The organism is Escherichia sp. MOD1-EC7011 (genome assembly GCF_002965005.1).
Taxonomy (GTDB): domain Bacteria; phylum Pseudomonadota; class Gammaproteobacteria; order Enterobacterales; family Enterobacteriaceae; genus Escherichia; species Escherichia ruysiae.
Genome location: NZ_PTRD01000031.1, coordinates 60,967 through 85,923, shown reverse-complemented (window position 1 = coordinate 85,923; position 24,957 = coordinate 60,967). Strand labels below are relative to the sequence as shown.

At 52.9% G+C, this 24,957-nt stretch carries 23 protein-coding genes; 5 read left to right on the top strand and 18 right to left on the bottom strand.

What is annotated here, in order from left to right; translation table 11 throughout:
• Positions 1-221: 221 nt before the first annotated feature.
• From hemG to pepQ, 4 genes are read right to left on the bottom strand one after another with little or no spacing between them, the layout of a single operon-like run.
• Complete coding sequence (hemG, locus tag A7098_RS16485) at positions 222-767, bottom strand: menaquinone-dependent protoporphyrinogen IX dehydrogenase (RefSeq protein WP_105281110.1); 546 nt, start codon at positions 765-767, stop codon at positions 222-224.
• 11 nt (positions 768-778) lie between these two features.
• Complete coding sequence (gene trkH / locus A7098_RS16480) at positions 779-2,230, bottom strand: Trk system potassium transporter TrkH (RefSeq protein WP_000545681.1); 1,452 nt, start codon at positions 2,228-2,230, stop codon at positions 779-781.
• A gap of 38 nt (positions 2,231-2,268) precedes the next feature.
• Positions 2,269-2,883: an IMPACT family protein gene (locus tag A7098_RS16475; protein WP_001353706.1), complete on the bottom strand. Its 615-nt coding sequence runs from the start codon at positions 2,881-2,883 to the stop codon at positions 2,269-2,271.
• On the bottom strand, positions 2,883-4,214 hold the full coding sequence (gene pepQ, locus A7098_RS16470; RefSeq protein WP_105281109.1) for a Xaa-Pro dipeptidase: 1,332 nt from the start codon (positions 4,212-4,214) through the stop codon (positions 2,883-2,885). The genes A7098_RS16475 and pepQ overlap by 1 nt, the downstream gene beginning before the upstream one ends.
• 189 nt (positions 4,215-4,403) lie before the next feature.
• On the opposite strand from pepQ, the gene fadB reads away from it, so the two are divergent.
• Both fadB and fadA read left to right on the top strand, forming a co-directional pair.
• Positions 4,404-6,593 (top strand): fatty acid oxidation complex subunit alpha FadB, encoded by a 2,190-nt coding sequence (gene fadB / locus A7098_RS16465; RefSeq protein ID WP_105281108.1) that lies wholly within the window; start codon positions 4,404-4,406, stop codon positions 6,591-6,593.
• 9 nt (positions 6,594-6,602) lie between these two features.
• Positions 6,603-7,766 (top strand): acetyl-CoA C-acyltransferase FadA, encoded by a 1,164-nt coding sequence (gene fadA / locus A7098_RS16460; protein ID WP_000438749.1) that lies wholly within the window; start codon positions 6,603-6,605, stop codon positions 7,764-7,766.
• A 281-nt stretch (positions 7,767-8,047) separates the two neighbouring features.
• On the opposite strand, the gene fre is transcribed toward fadA, so the two are convergent.
• Both fre and ubiD read right to left on the bottom strand, forming a co-directional pair.
• Entirely contained in the window at positions 8,048-8,749 is a 702-nt protein-coding gene (fre, locus tag A7098_RS16455; protein ID WP_105281107.1) for an NAD(P)H-flavin reductase, read from the bottom strand.
• A gap of 45 nt (positions 8,750-8,794) precedes the next feature.
• Positions 8,795-10,288, bottom strand: a complete 1,494-nt coding sequence (gene ubiD / locus A7098_RS16450; RefSeq protein ID WP_000339815.1) for a 4-hydroxy-3-polyprenylbenzoate decarboxylase — start codon at positions 10,286-10,288, stop codon at positions 8,795-8,797.
• A 166-nt stretch (positions 10,289-10,454) separates the two neighbouring features.
• Between ubiD and rfaH the strand changes: the two genes are divergently transcribed.
• Positions 10,455-10,943, top strand: a complete 489-nt coding sequence (rfaH, locus tag A7098_RS16445; protein ID WP_001192393.1) for a transcription/translation regulatory transformer protein RfaH — start codon at positions 10,455-10,457, stop codon at positions 10,941-10,943.
• Here the strand turns inward: rfaH and tatD are convergent.
• From tatD to udp, 9 genes are all read right to left on the bottom strand, one after another.
• A complete protein-coding gene (gene tatD / locus A7098_RS16440) occupies positions 10,940-11,722 on the bottom strand; it encodes a 3'-5' ssDNA/RNA exonuclease TatD (RefSeq protein ID WP_105281106.1) in 783 nt (260 codons plus the stop codon). The two genes, rfaH and tatD, sit on opposite strands and share 4 nt — an antisense overlap.
• Positions 11,723-11,763: 41 nt before the next feature.
• Positions 11,764-12,534, bottom strand: a complete 771-nt coding sequence (tatC, locus tag A7098_RS16435; protein WP_000109945.1) for a Sec-independent protein translocase subunit TatC — start codon at positions 12,532-12,534, stop codon at positions 11,764-11,766.
• Between the two features lie 2 nt (positions 12,535-12,536).
• On the bottom strand, positions 12,537-13,052 hold the full coding sequence (gene tatB / locus A7098_RS16430) for a Sec-independent protein translocase protein TatB (protein WP_000459598.1): 516 nt from the start codon (positions 13,050-13,052) through the stop codon (positions 12,537-12,539).
• A gap of 3 nt (positions 13,053-13,055) precedes the next feature.
• Positions 13,056-13,325, bottom strand: a complete 270-nt coding sequence (gene tatA / locus A7098_RS16425) for a Sec-independent protein translocase subunit TatA (protein WP_001295260.1) — start codon at positions 13,323-13,325, stop codon at positions 13,056-13,058.
• Positions 13,326-13,403: 78 nt separating this feature from the next.
• On the bottom strand, positions 13,404-15,044 hold the full coding sequence (gene ubiB / locus A7098_RS16420) for a ubiquinone biosynthesis regulatory protein kinase UbiB (RefSeq protein ID WP_105281105.1): 1,641 nt from the start codon (positions 15,042-15,044) through the stop codon (positions 13,404-13,406).
• The gene (ubiJ, locus tag A7098_RS16415) at positions 15,044-15,649 is read right to left on the bottom strand and encodes a ubiquinone biosynthesis protein UbiJ (protein ID WP_001116106.1); all 606 of its coding nucleotides are present in this window, start codon (positions 15,647-15,649) and stop codon (positions 15,044-15,046) included. Before ubiJ ends, ubiB begins: the two co-directional genes overlap by 1 nt.
• Before the next feature lie 13 nt (positions 15,650-15,662).
• Positions 15,663-16,418, bottom strand: a complete 756-nt coding sequence (ubiE, locus tag A7098_RS16410) for a bifunctional demethylmenaquinone methyltransferase/2-methoxy-6-polyprenyl-1,4-benzoquinol methylase UbiE (RefSeq protein ID WP_000227958.1) — start codon at positions 16,416-16,418, stop codon at positions 15,663-15,665.
• Between the two features lie 94 nt (positions 16,419-16,512).
• Positions 16,513-17,940, bottom strand: coding sequence for a DNA recombination protein RmuC (gene rmuC, locus A7098_RS16405; protein ID WP_105281104.1), 1,428 nt, complete (start codon positions 17,938-17,940; stop codon positions 16,513-16,515).
• A gap of 140 nt (positions 17,941-18,080) precedes the next feature.
• Entirely contained in the window at positions 18,081-18,842 is a 762-nt protein-coding gene (udp, locus tag A7098_RS16400) for a uridine phosphorylase (protein ID WP_000045177.1), read from the bottom strand.
• 261 nt (positions 18,843-19,103) lie between these two features.
• Here udp and A7098_RS16395 point away from each other — a divergent pair, with 261 nt between their 5' ends.
• Positions 19,104-19,919, top strand: a complete 816-nt coding sequence (locus A7098_RS16395) for a dienelactone hydrolase family protein (protein WP_105281103.1) — start codon at positions 19,104-19,106, stop codon at positions 19,917-19,919.
• A 39-nt stretch (positions 19,920-19,958) separates the two neighbouring features.
• On the opposite strand, the gene metE is transcribed toward A7098_RS16395, so the two are convergent.
• Entirely contained in the window at positions 19,959-22,220 is a 2,262-nt protein-coding gene (gene metE / locus A7098_RS16390; RefSeq protein ID WP_032226925.1) for a 5-methyltetrahydropteroyltriglutamate--homocysteine S-methyltransferase, read from the bottom strand.
• Between the two features lie 117 nt (positions 22,221-22,337).
• On the opposite strand from metE, the gene metR reads away from it, so the two are divergent.
• Positions 22,338-23,291, top strand: coding sequence for an HTH-type transcriptional regulator MetR (gene metR / locus A7098_RS16385; RefSeq protein ID WP_000573620.1), 954 nt, complete (start codon positions 22,338-22,340; stop codon positions 23,289-23,291).
• Here metR and bioP read toward each other — a convergent pair.
• Positions 23,179-24,078: a biotin transporter gene (gene bioP, locus A7098_RS16380; RefSeq protein WP_105281102.1), complete on the bottom strand. Its 900-nt coding sequence runs from the start codon at positions 24,076-24,078 to the stop codon at positions 23,179-23,181. The genes metR and bioP overlap by 113 nt on opposite strands.
• Before the next feature lie 75 nt (positions 24,079-24,153).
• Positions 24,154-24,954 (bottom strand): sugar/pyridoxal phosphate phosphatase YigL, encoded by an 801-nt coding sequence (gene yigL, locus A7098_RS16375; protein ID WP_105281101.1) that lies wholly within the window; start codon positions 24,952-24,954, stop codon positions 24,154-24,156.
• Positions 24,955-24,957 lie beyond the last annotated feature (3 nt).

Below are 24,957 nucleotides of genomic sequence, written 5' to 3'. Positions count from 1 at the left end.
CTTTTTCTCAGCGGCGCGGGGTGTGCATAATACGCTTTCCCGCTACAGAGTCAAGCATTTTTTTGCTTTTCTCTGTTGAGATCCTCAGGAGAATCCCGCTGACCCGGCGGCGTGTTTGCCGTTGTTCCGTGTCAGTGGTGGCGCATTATAGGGAGTTATTCTGAGCTGACAAGAGGAAATTTAAAATAATTTTCCGAATGCGCGTTTTTTATTCTTTATGCTTATTTCAGCATCGGTTTGTCGGTTAAATGGGCGATTTCTCGGGCGAAATTCGCCACTTGCTCCCAATCGGTGTAGACAACTTCTTTGCGCGTATCCGTTTCTCCGCCTGACATCTTCATAATCATCTTGATCATAAAGCGGTCATACCAACGATAACGAGGATAACGCAGCGCCCCGGCAATGACTGCACAGCGATCGGGACGCCATTGCGAGTTCATCAGAAACTTCCGCGCGTAGCTATTGGTCTGCACAGTACGCTTCTCCGGTTTGCGCGCCACCAGATTCACGGAGTAAAAGGCGCTCGGCATCGAGTTCAGCTGCGTCGCATGTTTTTTGACAAATTCCTGGAATGCAGAATGGTAGTGACCGTAGCGAATAGAAGCGCCAATAACCACGCGATCGTAGTTTTCCCACTGTGGATCTTCAATGCGGTGCACATTAGCGACATCCGCCTGGATCCCCAGTTCTTTCAATTCCGAAGCCAGGTAGGAGGCAATCTCGCGCGTTTGTCCGTCCCTTGTTGAGAAAAGAATTAATGTTTTCACGTATTACTCCATCATTCACGCCAGAAAGTCGGGGTAAAGAGCACCAGCAATGTAAAGACCTCCAGACGACCAAACAGCATGTTGGCAATCAGGATCCATTTAGCCACCGGGTTCATACTGGTAAAGTTATCAGCAACCACGCCAAGCCCTGGCCCCAGGTTATTCAATGTCGCAACAACCGAGGCAAAGGCAGAAAAGTCATCCACGCCCGTGGCGATAATCGCCAGCATACTGACAATAAACACCAATGCATAGGCGGAGAAAAATCCCCAAACGGCTTCGAGGATACGTTCCGGCAGTGCGCGATTCCCCAGCTTAATGCTGTAGACGGCGTTCGGATGCACCAGTCGTTTCAGCTCACGGTTCCCCTGCTTGAACAGCAGCAGGATGCGGATCACTTTCAGGCCACCGCCCGTTGACCCGGCGCAACCACCGATAAAAGCAGAGCATAACAGCAGTACTGGCAAGAAGAGCGGCCAACGGGCAATGCTGTCTGTCGTAAATCCGGCAGTCGTCGCCATCGACACCACCTGGAAAAATGCCTGGTTAATCGTCATCAGCGCCGAACTGTAGACATTATGAAACCACAGAACGAGTGTACAAATAACCACCAGCGTAAACTGTACGCCGATAAACATGCGAAATTCCGGATCGCGCCAATAAACCTTCAGACTGCGCCCACTTAACAGCGAAAAGTGCAGACCGTAGTTACAGCCGGAGATTAGCAGGAAGATAGCAATGATGGTGTTAATCGTCGGGCTGTCGAAATAACCGACGCTGGCATCATGTGTCGAGAAGCCGCCGATGGCGATAGTCGCAAAGCTATGGCCGATGGCATCAAAGGCATTCATTCCGGCAAACCACAGCGCCAGCGCACAGGCGACGGTCAGCAAGACATAAATCAGCCACAAGGTTTTCGCCGTTTCCGCAATACGCGGGCGCATTTTGTTATCTTTCAGCGGGCCGGGCATTTCCGCGCGATAGAGCTGCATCCCACCAACGCCGAGGATAGGCAGTATCGCTACCGCCAGCACGATGATCCCCATCCCGCCAAACCATTGCAGCATCTGGCGATAAAAAAGAATCGCATGAGGAAGTGAATCCAGCCCCACCAGCGTAGTGGCCCCGGTGGTGGTCAGGCCGGAGAAAGATTCAAAAAACGCATCGGTAATCGTAAGGTTCGGGCTTTCCGAGAAGATAAAAGGGAGCGCACCGACGCTACCCAGCACCGTCCAGAACAGCACCACAATCAGAAACCCTTCGCGGGATTTCAGTTCGCCCTTCTCTTTACGGTTCGGCCACCACAGCATAGAGCCAATGGCGAGGGCGACAAAAAAGGTCTGGGTAAAAGCGCGGCCTGCCCCATCCCGGTAGATGAGTGCTACCAGCCCAGGGATAATCATCGTCCCTGAAAATAAGATGACCAGTAGTCCAACGATTCGGGTAATGGCGCGAAAATGCATCTCTGCCGCTTCCTTAGTTCTGCAAAATGAAGTGGGGATTATTCTTCAATCGCTAACAATTGCAATGAACCACGGCTAAAATCCGCCAGCTTTGCGGAAAATTCAGCCACTTTCGCCGCCGGAAGCGCCACCCGCAGCAGAACGAATGCCTGATAATCACTGTTGATAATTTTGCCGCCACACTGCCCCAGCAACGCTTCAATGCCGGTTAACTGACTATATTCACATTGCAAAGTATATTCGGTTAATGGCGTCTTGCGTTGGGTCGTTAGCTGGCGCAGCGCCTGATTAACGCCGCCGCCATACGCTTTCACTAACCCACCAGTGCCCAGCAAGATGCCGCCGTAGTAGCGCACCACCACAGCGGTAATTTCCCCGACGCCGCTGCCCATTAGTTGGGCGAGCATTGGTTTACCTGCCGTTCCTGCCGGTTCTCCATCATCAGAGAAACCCAGTTGTTGAGAATCATCCGGTGCGCCAGCTACCCACGCCACGCAATGGTGGCGGGCATCGGGGTGCTCTGCCCTTACCGATTCAACAAACGCTTTCGCCGCCTCAACGCCATCGGTATGCGCCAACAGCGTAATGAAGCGGCTCTTTTTGATCTCTTCAACGACCGTGACCGGTGCCGCAGGAATTAACCAGCTTTCCATCACGCCAGTTTCAGATCCCGGGTCATGTTTTCCACGTTGTTTTCGTGGATCACCACGTTGTCTTCGATACGAATGCCGCCGAACGGTTTCAGTGCTTCAATTTTCTGCCAGTTGAAATGTTTGCTGAACTGCCCTTCACGCCACGGCGCCAGCAACGATTCGATGAAGTAGATACCCGGTTCGATGGTTAAAACCATGCCTGGCTGGAGAATACGGGTGCAGCGCAGGTACGGATATTTTGCCGGTGCCGCGAGGTGCGTACCGCTATCATCCTGCATAAAACCGGCTACGTCATGCACCTGCAGACCAAGCGGATGGCCAATACCGTGCGGCATAAACGGTCCGGTGAGATCGTTTTCGACCATCGCTTCTTCACTCATATCGGTGATGATTTGATGTTTACGCAGCAGTTTGGCGATGCGTTGATGGAACTGGATGTGGTAATCCACATAGCTGACGCCCGCTTTCATGGTAGCGATCAGCGCCAGTTGTTCATCATTTACGTCTTTCACCAGCTGTGCATAGTCGTTGTCGCTTTTTGCCGACCAGGTACGGGTCAGGTCAGCCGCATAGCCGTTATATTCTGCCCCGGCATCCAGCAGGAAGCTGCGCATCTCTTCCGGCGCCTGATGATCCAGTTTGGTGTAATGCAGCACCGCAGCATGTTCGTTAAGCGCCACAATGTTGCTGTAAGGCACGTCGGTATCACGATGACCAGTCGCAGTCAGATAGGCAATATTGATATCGAACTCGCTCATGCCAGAACGGAAGGCTTCTTCTGCCGCGCGATGACCGTTGACTGCCATTTTCTGCGCTTCACGCATACAGGCCAGTTCGTACTCGGTTTTGAAGGAGCGGTAGTAATGCAGGTAGTCGATCACCCCTTTCGGGTTGATGTTGCTGGCCTCAATACCCAGTTGCAGCGCACGTTCCGGCACAGAGCCGATATAACCGATATTGCCGCGCGCAGCAGGCAGCTGGCTACCAATGCCATCGGCTTTCGGCAGCGCGATCACTTCCACATCTTCAGTCCAGAAGGAGGTCGGCAGCGGTTCGACGTTGTGCCAGTAATCAACCGGCAGATAAAACCACAGTTTCGGCTTGTTCACGCCATCCACCAGCAGCCAGCAGTTTGGCACCTGAGTTACCGGCACCCACGCTTTGAATTGCGGGTTCACTTTAAACGGATAGGGATGATCGTCGAGAAAAACGTTGAATAGCTCGCCGGAGTGAATAAGTAATGCATCCAGCTTGAAACGCGCCAGCGCATCGCGAGTCCGTTCCTGTAAGGTAGCTATATGATTTTTATAGAGCGAGGCCAGTGATTCCATTTTTTACCCTTCTGTTTTTTTGACCTTAAGTCTCCGCATCTTAGCACAACGTTAATACAGAGCGTGATTTCTGCCGAGCGTGATCGAATCGGCATTTCTTTAATCTTTTGTTTGCATATTTTTAACACAAAATACACACTTCGTTTCATCTGGTACGACCAGATCACCTTGCGGATTCAGGAGACTGACATGCTTTACAAAGGCGACACCCTGTACCTTGACTGGCTGGAAGATGGCATTGCCGAACTGGTATTTGATGCCCCAGGCTCAGTTAATAAACTCGACACTGCGACCGTCGCCAGCCTTGGCGAGGCCATCGGTGTGCTGGAACAGCAATCAGATTTAAAAGGGCTGCTGCTGCGTTCGAACAAAGCAGCCTTTATCGTCGGTGCTGATATCACCGAATTTTTGTCCCTGTTCCTCGTTCCCGAAGAACAGTTAAGCCAGTGGCTGCACTTTGCCAATAGCGTGTTTAATCGCCTGGAAGATCTGCCGGTGCCGACCATTGCTGCCGTCAACGGCTATGCGCTGGGCGGTGGCTGCGAATGCGTGCTGGCGACCGATTATCGTCTGGCGACGCCGGATCTGCGTATCGGTCTGCCGGAAACCAAACTGGGCATCATGCCGGGCTTTGGCGGCTCCGTGCGTATGCCACGTATGCTGGGCGCTGACAGTGCGCTGGAAATCATTGCCGCCGGTAAAGATGTCGGCGCGGATCAGGCGCTGAAAATCGGTCTGGTGGATGGCGTAGTCAAAGCAGAAAAACTACTTGAAGGCGCAATGGCGATTTTACGCCAGGCCATTAACGGCGACCTCGACTGGAAAGCGAAACGTCAACCGAAGCTGGAACCGCTAAAACTGAGCAAGATTGAAGCCACCATGAGCTTCACCATCGCTAAAGGGATGGTCGCGCAAACAGCGGGGAAACATTATCCAGCCCCCATCACCGCAGTAAAAACTATTGAAGCGGCTGCCCGTTTTGGCCGTGAAGAAGCCTTAAACCTGGAAAACAAAAGTTTTGTCCCGCTGGCGCACACCAACGAAGCTCGCGCACTGGTCGGCATTTTCCTTAACGATCAATATGTAAAAGGCAAAGCGAAGAAACTCACCAAAGACGTTGAAACCCCGAAACAGGCCGCCGTGCTGGGCGCAGGCATTATGGGCGGCGGTATCGCTTACCAGTCCGCGTGGAAGGGCGTGCCGGTTGTCATGAAAGATATCAACGACAAGTCGTTAACCCTCGGCATGACCGAAGCCGCGAAACTGCTGAACAAGCAGCTTGAGCGCGGCAAGATCGATGGTCTGAAACTGGCTGGCGTGATCTCCACAATTCACCCAACGCTCGACTACGCCGGGTTTGACCGTGTGGATGTTGTGGTAGAAGCAGTTGTTGAAAACCCGAAAGTGAAAAAAGCCGTGCTGGCAGAAACCGAACAAAAAGTTCGCCCGGATACCGTGCTGGCTTCTAATACTTCAACCATTCCTATCAGCGAACTGGCCAATGCGCTGGAACGCCCGGAAAACTTCTGCGGGATGCACTTCTTTAACCCGGTGCACCGGATGCCGTTGGTGGAAATTATTCGCGGTGAGAAAAGCTCCGACGAAACCATCGCTAAAGTCGTCGCCTGGGCGAGCAAGATGGGCAAGACGCCGATTGTGGTGAACGACTGCCCCGGCTTCTTCGTTAACCGCGTACTGTTTCCCTACTTCGCCGGATTCAGCCAGTTGCTACGCGACGGCGCGGACTTCCGCAAAATCGACAAAGTGATGGAAAAACAGTTCGGCTGGCCAATGGGTCCGGCATACCTGCTGGATGTCGTGGGGGTTGATACCGCGCACCACGCTCAGGCCGTGATGGCAGCAGGCTTCCCGCAGCGGATGCAGAAAGATTATCGCGATGCCATCGACGCGCTGTTTGATGCCAACCGCTTTGGTCAGAAGAACGGCCTCGGTTTCTGGCGTTATAAAGAAGACAGCAAAGGTAAGCCGAAGAAAGAAGAAGACGCCGCCGTTGACGACCTGCTGGCAGAAGTCAGCCATCCGAAGCGCGATTTCAGCGAGGAAGAGATTATCGCCCGCATGATGATCCCGATGGTCAACGAAGTGGTGCGCTGTCTGGAAGAGGGCATTATCGCCACTCCGGCAGAAGCGGATATGGCGCTGGTCTACGGCCTGGGCTTCCCTCCGTTCCACGGCGGCGCGTTCCGCTGGCTGGACACCCTCGGCAGCGCGAAATACCTCGATATGGCACAGCAATATCAGCACCTCGGCCCGCTGTATGAAGTGCCGGAAGGTCTGCGTAATAAAGCACGTCATAACGAACCGTACTATCCCCCGGTTGAGCCAGCCCGTCCGGTTGGCGACCTGAAAACGGCTTAAGGAGTCACAATGGAACAGGTTGTCATTGTCGATGCAATTCGCACCCCGATGGGCCGTTCGAAGGGCGGTGCTTTTCGTAACGTGCGTGCGGAAGATCTCTCCGCTCATTTAATGCGTAGCCTGCTGGCGCGTAATCCGGCGCTGGAAGCGGCTGCTCTCGATGATATTTACTGGGGCTGTGTGCAGCAAACGCTGGAGCAGGGTTTTAATATCGCCCGTAACGCGGCGCTGTTGGCAGAAGTGCCGCACTCTGTCCCGGCGGTTACCGTCAATCGCTTGTGTGGTTCATCCATGCAGGCACTGCATGACGCAGCACGAATGATCATGACCGGCGATGCGCAGGCATGTCTGGTTGGCGGCGTGGAGCATATGGGCCATGTGCCGATGAGTCACGGCGTCGATTTTCACCCCGGCCTGAGCCGCAATGTCGCCAAAGCGGCGGGCATGATGGGCTTAACGGCAGAAATGCTGGCGCGTATGCACGGTATCAGCCGTGAAATGCAGGATGCCTTTGCCGCGCGATCACACGCTCGCGCCTGGGCCGCCACGCAGTCGGGGGCATTTAAAAATGAAATCATCCCGACCGGTGGTCACGATGCCGACGGCGTACTGAAACAGTTTAATTACGACGAAGTGATTCGCCCGGAAACAACCGTGGAAGCCCTCGCCACACTGCGTCCGGCGTTTGATCCAGTCAGCGGTACGGTAACGGCGGGTACATCTTCTGCGCTCTCCGATGGCGCAGCTGCCATGCTGGTAATGAGTGAAAGCCGCGCCCGTGAATTAGGTCTTAAGCCGCGCGCCCGTGTGCGTTCGATGGCAGTCGTCGGTTGTGATCCGTCGATTATGGGTTACGGCCCGGTTCCGGCCTCGAAGCTGGCGCTGAAAAAAGCGGGTCTTTCTGCCAGTGATATCGGCGTGTTTGAAATGAATGAAGCCTTTGCCGCGCAGATCCTGCCGTGTATTAAAGATCTGGGACTGATGGAACAGATTGACGAGAAGATCAACCTCAACGGCGGCGCGATCGCGCTGGGTCATCCGCTGGGTTGTTCCGGTGCGCGTATCAGTACCACGCTGCTGAATCTGATGGAACGCAAAGACGTCCAGTTTGGTCTGGCGACGATGTGTATCGGTCTGGGTCAGGGTATTGCGACGGTGTTTGAGCGGGTTTAAACACTTGCCGGATGCGGCGTGACGCCTTATCCGGTCTACCGTTCCAGCACCAATTGTAGGTCTGATAAGACGCGACAGCGTCGCATCAGGCACTGTTTGCCGGATGCGGCGTGAACGCCTTATCCGGCCTACGGTTCAGGACTATTTGTAGGCACGATAAGACGCGACAGCGTCGCATCAGGCATCGTGCACCAATTGTCGGATGCGACATAGATCTAAATGCCACTGATAAAGTTTTAGTTGCCGTTCTTCCCGCCTGTCAGGGGCGGGTTTTTTATGGCTTAGATAAACGCAAACGCATCTCCAAACAGGCGATCTTCCCGCGCATTACGCTCACTGCAAAACAGGTCACGGGCTATTTTCGCCATCTCAAAACGTCCGGCAATGTAGATATCATGCTCTGCCAGCGTACCGTGATCCTGCAATACCGCCGTTAACACTGTGCCAGTACGCCCACGCCAGCCCGCTTCCGGTTGTTCAACCACCGGCACCACTTGCAAACCTGGATGCTTAAGCGAAAGCGCCTCAAGCTCGGAGAGATCATAAAGATGCTGCTCTTCACGCCCGCCCCAGTAAATGGTGATATCACGATTGGGATTACGCGCCAGCGCCGTCAGCAAAATCGAGCGGGCATAAGAGAACCCGGTGCCGCCCGCAATCAGAATCATTGGACGTTCATCATCATCGCGCAGCCATGCCTCACCGTGCGGAATATCGACCACGATTTGATGATCTTTAAGAATGCGATCCATGACTGCTTTCGCGTAAAGGTTGATTTCAGAAGCGCCAATATGCAGCTCAATGAAACCTTTTTCATCCGGCGTCGAGGCCATTGAGAACGGGCGTTTATCGCGCTCGTCCATCACTACCATCAAATACTGACCAGCACGAAAAGAAAAGGCCGCGTCTGGCACGATTCGGACACGATATACAGTATCCGTGATAGCTTCTACCGAGGTCACTTTACAGCTTAAGGTTGTCATGCGCTTTCTCTGTCGGATCGATAAATAGGGCAATACAAACGCGCCTCAGGCGCTTTTACCGTTGTTAAAAATAGCCAGCTCATCCCAGATTGCGTCAATACGCGCGACAACGTCCGGATCTTTTTTGATAGGACGCCCCCACTCGCGCTGGGTTTCCCCTGGCCATTTATTCGTGGCATCCAGCCCCATTTTTGAACCCAGCCCGGAAACAGGCGAGGCAAAATCCAGATAATCAATGGGCGTGTTTTCAACCAGCACCGTATCCCGCGCTGGGTCCATACGGGTAGTAATCGCCCAAATCACATCGTTCCAGTCGCGTGCGTTGACATCATCATCGCAAACGATCACAAATTTGGTGTACATAAACTGGCGTAAAAACGACCAGACGCCCATCATGACGCGCTTCGCGTGCCCGGCGTATTGCTTTTTGATCGTCACGACCGCCAGACGATAAGAGCAACCTTCCGGCGGAAGGTAGAAATCGACAATTTCCGGGAATTGTTTTTGCAGAATCGGCACGAACACTTCGTTCAACGCCACGCCCAGTACCGCAGGTTCATCCGGCGGGCGACCAGTATAGGTGGAGTGGTAAATCGCATCTTCACGCTGAGTAATATGCGTCACGGTAAATACCGGGAAACTATCGACTTCGTTATAGTAACCGGTGTGGTCGCCATACGGCCCTTCTGGCGCCGTTTCGCCTTGTTCGATATACCCTTCCAGCACAATTTCCGCACTGGCGGGCACTTCAAGGTCATTGGAGATACACTTCACCACTTCGGTTTTGGTGCCACGCAGCAATCCGGCAAAAGCATACTCTGAAAGCGTATCTGGAACGGGCGTGACTGCACCGAGAATAGTAGCGGGATCAGCACCCAGCGCCACAGAAACCGGGAAACGTTCACCCGGATGCGCCGCACACCACTCCTGGAAATCCAGCGCACCGCCGCGATGCGACAACCAGCGCATAATCAGTTTATTTTTACCAATCAACTGTTGACGATAAATACCCAGATTCTGCCGCTCTTTGTGCGGGCCACGCGTTACGGTCAACCCCCAGGTAATCAGCGGCGCGGCATCTTCCGGCCAGCAGGTCATAATGGGGATACGGTTAAGATCGACGTCCTCGCCGGAGACGATTTTTTGCTGACAAGGCGCACCACGTAACCGTTTCGTTGGCATGTTCAACACCTGCTTAAACTGCGGCAGCTTATCAAACAGGTCGCGGAAACCTTTTGGCGGCTCCGGCTCTTTCAGAAACGCCAATAATTTACCGACTTCACGCAGCGCCGAAACATCTTCCTGCCCCATGCCCATCGCTACACGCTTAGGCGTACCGAACAGGTTACACAGCACCGGCATTGAGTACCCTTTAGGGTTTTCGAACAACAGCGCAGGCCCACCGGCGCGCAAAGTGCGGTCAGCAATTTCAGTGATTTCCAGATGCGGATCCACCGGGAGCGTGATACGTTTTAGCTCACCCTGCTGTTCAAGCAGCGTCAAGAAGTCGCGTAAATCGTTATATTTCATGGCGTCCATTGTAGCCTCTTAATCTGCGCCCATTATACGGCGTTCATCTTCGCGATGCTGTAAATTTGTTAAATTAGCGTGAACTCAGGCGCTATAACGCAAACCGGGGAATATAATTAACTTAACGCATCGCTTTTGCTATTCTTGCGCCCCGATTAAACGGATAAGAGTCATTATGCAATCCTGGTATTTACTGTACTGCAAGCGCGGGCAACTTCAACGTGCCCAGGAACACCTCGAAAGACAGGCCGTTAATTGCCTGGCGCCGATGATCACCCTGGAAAAAATCGTGCGTGGCAAACGTACCGCAGTCAGTGAGCCGTTGTTCCCCAACTACCTGTTTGTGGAATTTGATCCAGAAGTGATTCATACCACTACCATCAACGCTACACGTGGCGTCAGCCACTTCGTGCGCTTTGGTGCATCGCCAGCGATAGTCCCATCGGCAGTGATTCATCAGCTGTCGGTGTATAAACCGGAAAACATTGTCGATCCGGCAACACCATACCCAGGTGATAAGGTGATTATTACCGAAGGCGCATTCGAAGGTTTTCAGGCCATTTTCACCGAGCCTGACGGCGAGGCACGCTCCATGCTATTGCTTAATCTTATCAATAAAGAAATTAAGCACAGCGTGAAGAACACCGAGTTCCGCAAACTCTAGAACGCAATCCCAAACAGTGTTTTGACATTCGCATCTGTGGTAGCCGCCAGCCACGCAGCATCCTCCCCTCGCCAGTATGCAATACGTTGCAGAATATGGGGCAGATACGCAGGCTCGTTACGCCGTGACGATGGCTTTGGCGTGAGATCGCGCGGGAGCAAATACGGCGCATCGGTTTCGATCAGCAATTTCTCCGCAGGAATAAGTGGCAACAGATCACGCAATTCCTGCCCTCGTCGTTCATCGCAAACCCAACCTGTAATGCCGATATAAATTCCACGCGCCACGCACGCCTGCATCTCTTCGCGTGTGCCGGTAAAGCAATGAAGAACCGCACCAGGAAGTTTATCCAGCCACGGCTCCAGCAATGTCATAAACCGCTCGTGGGCATCGCGACAGTGCATAAATACCGGCATGTTTAATTCTGCGGCAATACGTAGCTGGGCAACAAAAGCACGTTCCTGCTCTTCCGGCGTAGAAAAGTTGCGGTTAAAGTCGAGCCCACACTCACCAATCGCCACCACTTCTGGCAGCGCGGCCAGCTCAATAATCGCTTCTTCGGTTGCAGCTTGCCACTGGCTGCTGTCATGAGGATGCACGCCCGCCGTTGACCAACAGTGCGGATACTGACGCGCCAGTTTTTGCGCCTGCTGGCTTTCTCGCAGGTTAGTGCCGGTGATAAGTAGCCCATCAACTCCCGCAGCAAAAGCGCGCGCTACAATATCATCACGATCTTTCGCAAATTGTGAACTGGTCAAATTAACGCCGATATCAAACATCCTGCACTCCATATGACAACCGCCCTGACGGGCGGTTGAGTTTATTCTTCAGTTTTTTCGCTTTCAGCGTCGTTTTCTTCTTCCCGGTTTCGGCCTTTACCAACATAAAAGCGTGAGAAGAAGACGCCGATTTCAAACAGGCAGTACATCGGAATCGCCAACAGCGTTTGCGAGAAGACATCCGGCGGCGTCAGCAGCATCCCGACGACGAATGCGCCAACCAGCACATACGGGCGTTTTTTGCGTAAGTCTTCTGGCGAGGTAATCCCCATCCAGCACAGCAGCACTATTGCCACAGGCACTTCAAAGGAGACACCAAACGCCATAAACAACGCCATAACGAAGCTTAAATAACTGGCGATGTCGGTGGATACCTGTACCCCTTCCGGCGCAGTATTGGCGAGGAAGCCAAATGCCAGAGGAAAGACCACGAAGTAAGCGAACGCCATGCCGATATAAAACAGCAGAGAGCTGGAAACCAGCAGCGGCACCACCAGGCGACGTTCGTGCTTATACAACGCCGGGGCGATAAACGCCCACACCTGATAGAGAATCACCGGCGCTGACAGAATCAGCGACACCATAAAAGTCAGCTTGATCGGCGTAAAGAACGGCGAGGCCACATCGGTGGCGATCATCGTTGAACCTTGCGGCAATTGCTTGATCAACGGCGCGGATACCAGGTGATAGATATCATTGGCGAAATAGACCAGGCACAGAAATATCACGATCACCGCGATAATGCAGTTCAGCAGACGCTTACGCAGCTCAATCAGATGCGTGATAAGCGGTTGAGTATCTTCTACAGACATGTTTACGGTTTATCACTCGACGAAGGGGAAGGTGCAGCGGTTTTTGGTTCAGCGTCCGCAGCAGGTTTTACCACCGGCTCTGGCGTGGTTTCTGGCTTCTGTTCCGGCGAACTGGCCTGCGTTTGTGCAGAGGCAGGGGTTACTCCCTCATGCGCAGCTTCATTATCTTTCACCACCGGGTTATGGATGGTGTGCGCTTCATCGCTCGCCTTTTCAGGATCGTTTGCAACATAGGAACGCTTCATCGATTCCGCAGCCTGGCGCAGTTCATCCATTGACGCTTTCAGTTCAGGCGTCAGGTTGGTCAGGCTTGCCTTTTCAACCTTTTTCAGGCTGTCCTGAAACTCCTGGAGTTTTAACTCCTGAGTCAGTTCGTTCTGCACCGTTGTCGCCAGTGAACGCAACGCGCGAATCCAGCCCGCTACCGTTTTTACCGCCACAGGCAGTCGTTGCGGCCCCAGAACGACGAGGCCGATGATGAACACCAATAGCAGTTCGCTAAAACCGATATCAAACACGGATTACACCTGCTCTTTATCGTGGCGCTTTGCGTCTTCTGTTTTAGCCTGTTCCTGATTCGTATCCGCCTGCTTATCGGCGATAGTTTTCGCAGTAAAATCAGCATCCTGACTGGTTTTATCCTGCTTTGGTTCATCATCGCTCATTGCTTTTTTAAAGCCTTTGATCGACGCACCAAGATCGGAACCGATGGAGCCGAGCTTTTTGGTGCCAAAAAGCAGTACAACGATGACGGCAATAATCAATAACTGCCAAATACTGATACCACCCATACATGTTCCTCTGTGGTAGATGATGATTAAACAAGGCCGCATTATACGTTACACGGCCCGCCTTGAGCGATGAAAAAATCAGCGTGTTTTGCGCCAACCGACAAACCAGGCGATCAAACCACCTGCCATTAACCAGCCGGGCATCAGCCCCCATTCAGGTCGGTTGACCAACAAGAATGTGCCGCTTAATACTAACGTCGCGCCAATTCCAAGAAAATAACGCGATTGTCCCTGACGTACATGATTTGACTGAAGCTCGCGGGCAATCTTATCAACACTGTGCTGTAAATACTTGCCCTGGCGCAAACTGTCGTAAACCAGTTCAGGCAGTTCTGGCATTTTTTCGACCCAGAACGGCGCTTTTTCTTTAAATGCTCTCACCAGCGCAGGAATACCGACCTGATCTTTAATCCACGACTCCAGGAAAGGCTTCGCCGTTTTCCATAAATCGAGCTGCGGATAAAGCTGGCGTCCTACCCCTTCGATGTAGAGCAAGGTTTTCTGGAGTAACACCAGTTGCGGCTGTACTTCCATATTGAAGCGACGCGCCGTATTAAACAGATTTAACAGCACATGTCCAAACGAAATTTCGGCCAGGGGTTTCTCAAAGATTGGTTCACAGACAGTACGAATAGCAAATTCGAACTCTTCAACGTTGGTATCTGGCGGCACCCAGCCAGAATCAACGTGCAGCTCTGCCACTTTGCGATAATCGCGGTTAAAGAAGGCGATAAAGTTTTCTGCCAGATAGCGTTTATCTTCTTTGTTTAGCGAGCCAACAATCCCGCAATCAATGCCGATATATTTCGGGTTTTCCGGGTGTTCATAGCTTACGAAGATATTGCCAGGGTGCATATCGGCATGGAAAAAGCTGTCGCGAAAGACCTGAGTGAAGAACACCTGCACGCCGCGTTCTGCCAGCAATTTCATGTTGGTGCCGTTTTTCTCCAGCGTCGCAACATCAGACACCGGAATGCCGTAAATGCGCTCCATCACCATCATCCCTTCACTGCAATAGTCAGGGTAAACCTCCGGGATGTAGAGCATCGGGCTATTTTCGAAATTACGCCGAAGCTGAATGGCGTTGGCAGATTCCCGCAGCAAATTCAGTTCATCAATCAACGTCTTTTCGTACTCGCGCACCACTTCGGTTGGACGCAGACGGCGACCATCCGGCAGTAAACGCGGCACCCAACGCGCCAGACGATAGATGAGTTTCAGATCCGCTTTTATGACCGGCAAAATATCCGGGCGAATGACTTTAATCACCACCTCTTTGCCATTCGATTTCAGCCGCGCAGTATGTACCTGTGCAACGGAAGCCGATGCCAGCGGCTTAATGTCAAAATCATCAAACCACGCTTCCACCGGCAGACCGCCCATCGCCGCTTCAATTTGTGCTTTCGCCAGTTCGCCGTCAAAAGGCGCGACTTTATCCTGCAAGAGCGCCAGTTGGTCAGCAATATGCGGCGGAAAAAGGTCACGGCGGGTCGATAGCATCTGTCCAAACTTGATCCATACCGGACCCAGTTCTTGCAGCGCCAGTCGCAGTCGTTCACCTAATGGTTTGTCTTTATGCCGATTCGGCATCCAGAATAACGAGTATCGCCATAACCGCAACGGCAAAGTGATACGCATTTTAGGGATCAGTTCATCAAGTCCGTAACTTAAAAAAGTGCGAATGATGAAATACAGGCGCCGTACTTCACCTGGCGTCATTAAACTGCCTCCAGTTTTTCCAGCCGTTTGGTTAGCGCATCGACAGCACGTTCAACGGCGGATGTCTCTTCCGCAAACCAGGCCACTTCAAGCGGACCAGGTGCCATACGCCACTCTTCAGTAATGGCTTCAGCCACGTAGCGTTGCTGGCGTTTAATACCGTGATGCAGGAACTTCGCGCCACCACGCAGGGCTTTGCTGATGCCTTCGGCGGCGATATCACCCGTATAAGGTGCCAGCAGTTCAGCAGGGTCGAACTCCGCCAGATCTGCCAGCGCAACAAAGTTTTGCACCACCTGAATATCGCCCTGCACTTCCAGCTCACCACTGCGAATCAGTGCAGCAAGCTGCTGGCGATCGCGAAGTTTCGGCAACACGCTGGCATAAGCGATAACAGTGCAGTCAGCATCGCCTGCCCATTCTCCCAGTACATCGACCTGACGTTCGCTGAACACCAGAATCAACGATGTCGAAAAGCCTTTTACCTCCACGCGCAATACTTTACCCAGCAGACGCGACCGGGCGGTTTTCAGCGCGGGTGAGCGATACAGGAAGGTGTTGAGCAGACTTTCGATTCCTGCCGTCACTAAAGGTTTAAAAGGCATTTCCGGTCTCCTGTCAGAACTTATAACCACGATGCAGCGCCACAACGCCAGCCGTCAGGTTGTAATAATCGACACTTTCGAATCCGGCATCTTGCATCATAGCTTTCAGAGTATCCTGATCGGGATGCATACGGATGGATTCAGCCAGATAACGGTAGCTGTCGGCGTCATTCGCGACCAGCGAGCCAATACGCGGCAGAACATGGAAGGAGTAAGCGTCATAAGCTTTGCTTAATGGTTCGATAATCGGTTTCGAGAACTCAAGCACCAGCAGGCGGCCGCCGGGTTTCAGCACGCGATACATTGAACGCAGTGCTTTATCTTTATCGGTGACGTTACGCAGACCAAACGAAATGGTGATGCAATCAAAGGTGTTATCCGGGAACGGCAGCGCCTCGGCGTTCGCCTGAACATACTCAACGTTGCCAATCACGCCGATATTACGCAGTTTCTCGCGCCCCATTTTGAGCATGGATTCATTGATATCGGCGAGGACTACCTTGCCAGTTTCACCGACCAGGCGGGAGAATTTCGCTGTCAGGTCGCCGGTGCCGCCAGCCAGATCCAGCACAGTCTGCCCACGGCGTACGCCGCTGCAATCGATCGTGAATCGCTTCCACAAACGATGAATACCAAATGACATCAAATCATTCATGACATCGTATTTCGATGCCACGGAATGGAAAACGTGGGCGACCATATCCGCTTTTTGCTCTTTCGCGACGGTCTGAAAACCAAAGTGCGTCGTTTCTTGTGACTTATCCACCATCTCAATGCCTGCTCATCAAAAAATTGTTCCAGAAGTGTAACAGATTGGGCGTCGATGCCCTAGATTTCTACCCGGCGTAACTACCCCCAATGGGCTAGCGCGACTGCTGATTATATTCATCATCGCGTTGATAAGCTTCATCATTCGGCTGCCCCGGAACCGACCGCAGTCGATACTCTTCATCCTGACTCACCGCCTGTTCAGCCAAATCCGGATTAATCTCGCGTTTAATTTCTACCCCTAAACCGCGAAACGCTTCTGCCTGCGCCAGCACATTTCCGCGACCTGAAGAGAGTTTTTTCATTGCCTGACGATAGTTATCCTGCGCTTTGTCCAGACTTTGACCGATCGCTGACATATCATCGACAAACAAACGCATCTTGTCGTACAGCTTGCTGGCGCGATCGGCGATTTGCTGGGCGTTGCGACTTTGATGCTCATAACGCCACAGGTTGGCGATAGTACGCAACGCCACCAGCAGCGTGGTCGGGCTAACCAGCATGATATTGTTTTTCAACGCTTCTGTTATCAGCTCCGGCTGGCGATCAAGCGCCAGTAAAAACGCAGGTTCGACGGGGATAAACATCAGCACGTAATCCAGCGTTCTTAGCCCTGGTAGCTGTTGATAATCTTTACGCCCCAGCAAGCGGATATGGTTACGCACCGACGCGATATGCTCCTGCAATGCGCTTTCGCGAGTGTAGTCGTCTTCTGCATTGAAGTAGCGTTCATAGGCGACCAGCGTCATTTTGGCGTCGATCACCACATCTTTCCCCTGCGGTAGCCGCACGATGACATCCGGCTGCATCCGCGAGCGGGCGTCATTTTCGATGCTGACCTGGGTTTCATATTCATACCCTTCGCGCAGACCGGAAGCCTCCAGCACGCGCGTCAATACCACTTCGCCCCAGTTGCCCTGGGTTTTATTGTCACCTTTCAGCGCACGCGTCAGGTTGATTGCCTCTTGGGCCATTTGCGCGTTGAGCTGCTGGAGATTGCGAATTTCGTGGGTCAGGGTATGGCGTTCTTGTGCTTCTTTACCGAAGCTGTCCTGAACCTGACGGCGGAAACCGTCCAGTTGTTCACGTAGCGGCGACAACAGGCTGTTCAGACTCTGACGGTTTTGCTCATCAACCCGGCGATTGCTGTGCTCAAAAATACGGTTGGCGAGGTTTTCAAATTGCTCGCTCAAACGCTGCTCGCTGTTAATCATCTGGCGAATTTTATCGTCAGCGTGTTGCTGTGCGGCCTCCATCCGCGTGGTCACTTCACGCAGATCAGCCTCCAGAGAGGTGTTAATACTTTGCAGGCTGCGCACTTCGTTATTGAGCAATTCACACTCTGCGCGCCAGTGCTCGCTTTGGGTAATTTGTTGTTTTGCCGCGCTTAACTCCGCGACCATCTCTTCACGTTCAGCTAATTGCTCGGCTTTTTGCTGCGCGTGCTGATAACTGGCAAACAGCCAGCCGATGGTCACACTGACCAGCGCAATAATGGCATAAACAATGATTGAGAAATCCACAAAGCCTCCTGACGCAACAACTTACCCGCACAAAATAGAATTGTGCTGTACAAACGTCCAGTTGGAAAGGCATTTCCTGCGAGGCGCTACGCAAAAATACAAAAGGCCGAACGCGTCGGCCTTCAGACAGGAGAAGAGAATTACAACAGACGGCGCGCCGCTTCCACCACGATTTTCACCGCATGGCTTTCAGTTTGTTTCATCGTCTCAGCATTCGGGATCTCTTGCTGGGTACGGTTAACGATAACGCCCGCCACCATACCAGCACGCAGGCCCTGGCTTGCACACATGGTCAGCAGAGTCGCAGATTCCATTTCATAGTTCATCACGCCCATCGCCTGCCACTCTTCCATAGAACCTTTAAAGTGACGGACTACGCGACCAGAGTAAGTATCGTAACGTTCCTGACCTGGATAGAAGGTATCAGAAGAAGCAGTCACGCCAACGTGAGTCGTCGCGCCAATGGATTTCGCTGCTTCAACCAGCGCAGTCGTACATTCGAAATCAGCGACAGCCGGGAACTCCAGCGGTGCGAAGTGCAGGCTCGCGCCATCCAGACGAACAGACGCCGTGGTAACCAGTACATCACCAACATTAATATGCGGCTGAATAGCGCCAGTTGTACCGATACGCAGGAAGGTGCGAATGCCCAGCTGTGCCAGTTCTTCAACGGCAATAGAAGTAGACGGGCCGCCGATACCGGTAGAGCAGACAATAACAGGTTTACCATCCAGCTCTGCACGCCAGGTGGTGAATTCGCGGTGAGATGCCAGCTTAACCGGCTTATCCATCAGCGCGGCGATCTTTTCCACACGATCCGGGTCGCCAGGGACGATGGCAAGCGTAGCCCCTTGTAAATCGTTTTTAGTGAGGCCGAGATGAAAAACATCAGACTTGGACATATACAACTCCTCTGTGAATCGGTTTAGTCAGAAGAAGCAAAAAGGTACTTTACCGAAGGGATTAAGATTTTTTCGTGATAGTCATCACTATGATGCAAATGTGTTGCATACATTTACTCATCAAAAGTGACTTAAATCACATAATTTACTCTTAAGTCAGTAAGGCCGCTTAAAAGATGAGCCATTTGAGGCAATGTGAATTGTTGCACGCTGACTATAGTTAACATTGCGCAAAATTTTTATAAGGGTACGGAGAATACCATGACAACAACACAACACTCTGGATTTGCACCTGCTGCATCCCCCCTCGCCTCGACCATCGTTCAGACTCCGGACGATGCGATTGTGGCAGGGTCCACCTCTATCCCTTCACAAGGGGATAACATGCCTGCTTATCATGCCCGTCCAAAACAGAGCGATGGCCCACTACCAGTGGTCATTGTAGTGCAGGAAATTTTTGGCGTGCATGAACATATCCGTGACATTTGTCGCCGTCTGGCGCTAGAGGGGTATCTGGCTATCGCACCAGAACTCTACTTCCGCGAAGGTGATCCGAATGATTTCGCCGATATTCCCACGTTGCTAAGCGGTCTGGTAGCAAAAGTGCCTGACTCACAGGTGCTGGCCGATCTCGATCATGTCGCCAGTTGGGCGTCCCGCAACGGCGGCGATGTTCATCGTTTAATGATCACCGGATTCTGCTGGGGTGGACGTATCACCTGGCTGTATGCCGCGCACAATCCACAGCTAAAAGCCGCAGTGGCGTGGTACGGCAAACTGACGGGCGATAAGTCGCTGAATTCACCGAAACAACCTGTTGATATCGCAACCGATCTTAACGCGCCGGTTCTCGGCTTATATGGTGGTCAGGATAACAGCATTCCGCAGGAGAGCGTCGAAACCATGCGTCAGGCGCTGCGGGCAGCAAACGCGAAAGCGGAGATTATCGTGTACCCGGATGCCGGTCATGCGTTTAACGCCGATTATCGCCCGAGCTATCATGCCGAGTCTGCGAAAGACGGTTGGCAGCGTATGCTGGAATGGTTTAAGCAGTACGGTGGGAAGAAGTCGCTGTAATGAGAAAAGACCGGGTGGTATTACCACCCGGTTTGGAGTTTATCCCCGACGCAAATTCTGCGCCGCCTGCACCATGTTCGCCAGTGCCGCGCGGGTTTCTGGCCAGCCGCGCGTTTTCAGGCCACAGTCCGGGTTGACCCACAGGCGCTCTGCCGGAATGCGTTTTGCCGCTTTCTTCAGCAGGGCTTCAATCCATTCCACGCTCGGTACGTTTGGCGAGTGAATGTCATAGACGCCTGGACCGATTTCATTCGGATAATCAAACTCTTCGAATGACTCCAGCAACTCCATGTCGGAACGCGAGGTTTCGATAGTGATGACGTCAGCATCCAGCGCCGCAATCGAATCCATGATGTCGTTGAACTCGCAATAACACATGTGAGTGTGGATCTGCGTTTCATCCTTCGCCACGGCGGCGTTGATACGGAAAGCTTCCACGCCCCACTGGAGATAGGCGTCCCAGTCACTACGACGCAGCGGTAACCCTTCGCGCAGTGCCGGTTCGTCAATCTGAATGATACCAATTCCAGCGGCTTCCAGATCGGCCACTTCATCACGCAGCGCCAGCGCAATCTGTTTGGCGATGGTTTCACGACTGACATCTTCGCGCGGGAACGACCAGCAAAGAATGGTCACCGGGCCGGTCAGCATCCCTTTTACCGGTTTGTCGGTCAGCGATTGCGCATACTTCGCCCACTCCACGGTGATCGGTGCCGGGCGGCTAACGTCACCAATAACAATCGGTGGCTTCACGCAGCGGGAACCGTAGCTCTGTACCCAACCGTTTTGCGTAAAGACAAAACCGTCGAGGTGCTCACCAAAGTATTCCACCATGTCATTACGCTCAGCCTCACCATGCACCAGCACATCCAGACCTAAACGCTCCTGCTCAACAATGGCCTGCTTGATATGTTCCGCAATACCCGTGCGGTAGTTGTTGGCGTCGAGATTACCCTTTTTGAAATCCAGACGCAGGGTACGAATTTCCGTGGTTTGCGGGAAGGAACCAATCGTGGTGGTCGGCCAGGCTGGCAGTTTAAAACGCGCACGCTGGGCTTCAGCACGCACTTCATAAACGTTCGCACGCTGGCTGTCCTGGGCGGTAATCGCCGCCAGACGCTTTTCTACCGCCGGATTATGTACGCGGGTAGAGTGACGACGCGCCTGAATCGGGGCACTCCACTCTGCCAGAGCTGCCGTGTCACCACTGTTCAGCGCATCGCGCAGCAGCGCCAGTTCATGGCATTTTTGCAGAGCGAAGGCAAACCAGCTTTTCACTTCTGCATCAAGACGCGTTTCCACGCTCAGGTCGATAGGGCTATGCAGCAGCGAGCAGGAAGATGCCACCCACAAATCACGTTTGCCGACAATGTCTTTAATTTGTGCATATTTCTCGGTGAGATCGGCGCGCCAGACGTTACGACCATTGACCAGTCCGGCAGACAGCAGCCAGTCAGAAGGCAGGCGCTTGTGCAGTTCTGCTACATCATCTTTGCCATGAACGAGGTCGACATGCAGACCCTGAACAGGCAGCGCCGTAATCGTGTCGAGGTTTGGCGTTACGCCTTCAAAATAGGTGGTCAGCAGCAGTTTCACCTGGCCCTGGAGCGCATCGTAAGCAGGTTTATATGCGTCCAGCCACGCCTGCGGCAGTTCCAGCACCAGCGCCGGTTCGTCAATCTGTACCCACTCAATACCGCGTTTTGCCAGTTCTGCCAGAACCTGCTGATAAACCGGCAGAATATCGTTCAGCAGGCTCAGGCGGTCAAACTGTTCACCTTTCACTTTCCCCAGCCACAGATAGGTAACCGGCCCCAGAAGCACAGGTTTCACCTTGTGACCCAACGCCAGCGCCTCGTCTACTTCATCCAGCAGCTGCGTCCAGGTCAGTTTGAACTGTTGGCCTTTAACGAATTCCGGCACCATGTAGTGATAGTTGGTGTTAAACCATTTGGTCATTTCTGCCGCCGCCGCAGGTTCACCTGTTGGCGCACGACCGCGACCAATACGGAACAGGGTGTCGATATCCACCGAACCGTCTTTATTCTGATGACGCGCCGGAACGTTACCCAGCAGCAGGCTGGTGGTCAGAACATGATCGTACCAGGCAAAATCGCCCACCGGCAGCAGGTCGATACCCGCCTGCTTTTGTTGATCCCAGTGACGAGCACGCAATTCACGCCCTACTGCCAGTAATTCTTCACGCGTGGAGTTCCCCGCCCAATAACTTTCTTGCGCTTTTTTCAGCTCGCGACGCAGGCCAACGCGAGGGAAACCGAGGGTGTGATTAAGAATTGTCATTATATGCCCCTTATGGAATTTTTAGTATTTAGCCGTCCAGATGTTTACACATCCATAATTGGCGGTTACTGTATATTCCTCAAGCGCAAATTATTCATGCCGAAGTGAAGGACTTTCATGATCGAAGTAAAACACCTGAAAACGCTACAAGCGTTGCGGAATTGCGGCTCGCTCGCAGCCGCTGCGGCGACGTTGCATCAGACGCAATCCGCCCTGTCTCACCAGTTTAGCGATCTGGAACAACGCCTTGGCTTCCGGCTATTTGTGCGTAAAAGCCAGCCGCTACGTTTTACGCCGCAGGGAGAAATCCTGTTGCAACTGGCAAACCAGGTACTGCCGCAAATCAGTCAGGCACTGCAAGCCTGCAATGAACCGCAGCAAACGCGCCTGCGTATTGCCATTGAGTGCCATAGCTGTATTCAGTGGCTGACACCCGCGTTAGAAAATTTCCATAAGAACTGGCCGCAGGTCGAGATGGATTTTAAATCAGGCGTAACGTTTGACCCGCAGCCTGCGTTGCAGCAGGGCGAGCTGGATCTGGTGATGACCTCCGATATTCTGCCGCGCAGTGGCCTGCATTATTCGCCGATGTTCGATTATGAGGTGCGTCTGGTGTTAGCACCTGACCACCCACTGGCGGCGAAAACGCGAATCACACCGGAAGATCTCGCCAGCGAAACGCTGCTGATTTATCCGGTGCAGCGCAGCCGACTGGATGTCTGGCGCCATTTTCTTCAGCCGGCAGGCGTCAGCCCGTCACTGAAAAGCGTCGATAACACCTTATTGTTGATTCAGATGGTTGCCGCGCGGATGGGTATTGCCGCTCTGCCGCATTGGGTGGTGGAGAGTTTTGAGCGCCAGGGTCTGGTGGTGACCAAAACCCTGGGCGAAGGCCTGTGGAGCCGACTATACGCCGCCGTGCGCGATGGCGAGCAGCGTCAGCCAGTGACAGAAGCGTTTATTCGCTCGGCACGCAATCACGCCTGCGATCATCTGCCGTTTGTAAAGAGCGCGGAGCGACCCACTTCCGATGCACCCACAGTGAGGCCAGGATCACCAGCGCGCCTGTAATAAACGTTGACCAGTGCGGCTGTTGGTGCCAGATAGCCAGGTTAACCAGCAGCCCTGCCGGAACGTGCATATTGTTCATAATGCCGAGCGTTCCGGCGTCCACCTGCGTCGCGCCGTAGTTCCACATAAAGTAGCCAATCCCTGAAGCCACCACGCCAAGAAATACCAGAATGCTCCATTGCAGCGTTGTTTCCGGCATTTTCTGCGTATTGCCCAGCAAGAACCATGCAATTACCGCCACCAGGAACGCGCCAAGATAGAACCACGCAAAGGCGTTATGCTGCGGCATCGGGCGAGTTTCCATCAGGCGTTTGTAACCCACCATGCCGATGGCAAAAGTGATATTGGAGAGTTGCACCAGCAACAAGCCAGTCCAGAAATGGTCGGTGACCTGATCATAGCGAATAATCCCGGCACCAATCACCGCCAGCAAGGCGCTAAAGGCATAGCCCCAGCGCAGACGACGTCTGCTCATAATGTCATAAATCAGCGTGATGTAGAGCGGCGTCAGCACGGTAAACAGCAGCAGTTCAGAGACCGTCAGGTAGAGATAGGCGCGGAAACTCAGCATATACATAATGCCAAGTTGCATCGCGCCCACCAGCATATACAGGCCAATGGTTTTCAGGCTATTGCCACGGGTACGCAGAAACGGCAGAAAAACGAGTGCCGCCAGACCAACGCGTACCAGCACCGAAAAATAGCTGTCGACGTGCCCCGCAAGGTACTCGCCATAAAAGCTAAAGGAGAAGGCCCACAGAATCGTGGTGATGATAAGTAGCGCCACAATGGAAAACTCTTTGATTAACGAGTATCCATTGTAGCGAAGTATTAGGTTGACAACTGACCAAATAAAGAACGATTACGATAAATAGAGCTTACGCAGATAATGCGGCACCGCGTCTTCGGCGTTAGTGCCAATCACTTCCAGCTCCGGATGCAGATCTTTCAGGCGCTGGTGCGCACTGCCCATAATGCAGCCTTTCCCCGCCATCGACAGCATTTCGGCGTCGTTCATCCCGTCACCAAACGCAATGCAATCCTTCAGACTGTAGCCCAATTTCTTCGCCACCGCTTCCAGCGCATGACCTTTAGAAACGCCGCCAGCCATCACTTCCAGACAAGTCAAAGTAGAGAAACTGACGTTGACGCGATCGCCCCAGCGAGCATTGATTGCTTGCTCCAGCGGTAACAATTTTTCATGGGAGTCGCAGGTGAAGAACACTTTGCTGACGCCTTCCGGCTCCAGCAAACCCGGCTCATACAGCGCATATTGAAATACTGCTTCTTTAAAAAAGCGCATCTCCTCCGGACGGTGGCGATTCATAAACCATTCATCATCACGATAAACATTAGTAATGATGTCCGGGTTGTCGTTGACCACGCCAAACAGGTCGCTGGCAATGTCATGATCCAGGTTATGCGCGAAAATCAGATTACCATCCAGATCGTGCACGCGCGCGCCATTGGAGGTAATCATGTAAGACTTAATCTCCAGATTATCGCGAATTTGCCCCACGTCGACGTGGTGGCGACCCGTCGCAAACACAAAGTTGATGCCACGCGCGGTGAGCAGTTTCAGGGTTTCTTTGGCGTAAGGGGATAACGTATGGTCGGGAGAAAGTAACGTACCATCTAAATCAGACGCAACAACCTGATACATAAG

Coding starts and splice junctions, on each gene's coding strand:
- trkH (WP_000545681.1), bottom strand. CDS start 2,230: ATGCATTTTCGCGCCATTACCCGAATCGTTGGACTACTGGTCATCTTA.
- A7098_RS16475 (WP_001353706.1), bottom strand. CDS start 2,883: ATGGAAAGCTGGTTAATTCCTGCGGCACCGGTCACGGTCGTTGAAGAG.
- pepQ (WP_105281109.1), bottom strand. CDS start 4,214: ATGGAATCACTGGCCTCGCTCTATAAAAATCATATAGCTACCTTACAG.
- fadB (WP_105281108.1), top strand. CDS start 4,404: ATGCTTTACAAAGGCGACACCCTGTACCTTGACTGGCTGGAAGATGGC.
- fadA (WP_000438749.1), top strand. CDS start 6,603: ATGGAACAGGTTGTCATTGTCGATGCAATTCGCACCCCGATGGGCCGT.
- fre (WP_105281107.1), bottom strand. CDS start 8,749: ATGACAACCTTAAGCTGTAAAGTGACCTCGGTAGAAGCTATCACGGAT.
- ubiD (WP_000339815.1), bottom strand. CDS start 10,288: ATGGACGCCATGAAATATAACGATTTACGCGACTTCTTGACGCTGCTT.
- rfaH (WP_001192393.1), top strand. CDS start 10,455: ATGCAATCCTGGTATTTACTGTACTGCAAGCGCGGGCAACTTCAACGT.
- tatD (WP_105281106.1), bottom strand. CDS start 11,722: ATGTTTGATATCGGCGTTAATTTGACCAGTTCACAATTTGCGAAAGAT.
- tatC (WP_000109945.1), bottom strand. CDS start 12,534: ATGTCTGTAGAAGATACTCAACCGCTTATCACGCATCTGATTGAGCTG.
- tatA (WP_001295260.1), bottom strand. CDS start 13,325: ATGGGTGGTATCAGTATTTGGCAGTTATTGATTATTGCCGTCATCGTT.
- ubiB (WP_105281105.1), bottom strand. CDS start 15,044: ATGACGCCAGGTGAAGTACGGCGCCTGTATTTCATCATTCGCACTTTT.
- ubiJ (WP_001116106.1), bottom strand. CDS start 15,649: ATGCCTTTTAAACCTTTAGTGACGGCAGGAATCGAAAGTCTGCTCAAC.
- ubiE (WP_000227958.1), bottom strand. CDS start 16,418: ATGGTGGATAAGTCACAAGAAACGACGCACTTTGGTTTTCAGACCGTC.
- udp (WP_000045177.1), bottom strand. CDS start 18,842: ATGTCCAAGTCTGATGTTTTTCATCTCGGCCTCACTAAAAACGATTTA.
- A7098_RS16395 (WP_105281103.1), top strand. CDS start 19,104: ATGACAACAACACAACACTCTGGATTTGCACCTGCTGCATCCCCCCTC.
- metE (WP_032226925.1), bottom strand. CDS start 22,220: ATGACAATTCTTAATCACACCCTCGGTTTCCCTCGCGTTGGCCTGCGT.
- metR (WP_000573620.1), top strand. CDS start 22,338: ATGATCGAAGTAAAACACCTGAAAACGCTACAAGCGTTGCGGAATTGC.
- yigL (WP_105281101.1), bottom strand. CDS start 24,954: ATGTATCAGGTTGTTGCGTCTGATTTAGATGGTACGTTACTTTCTCCC.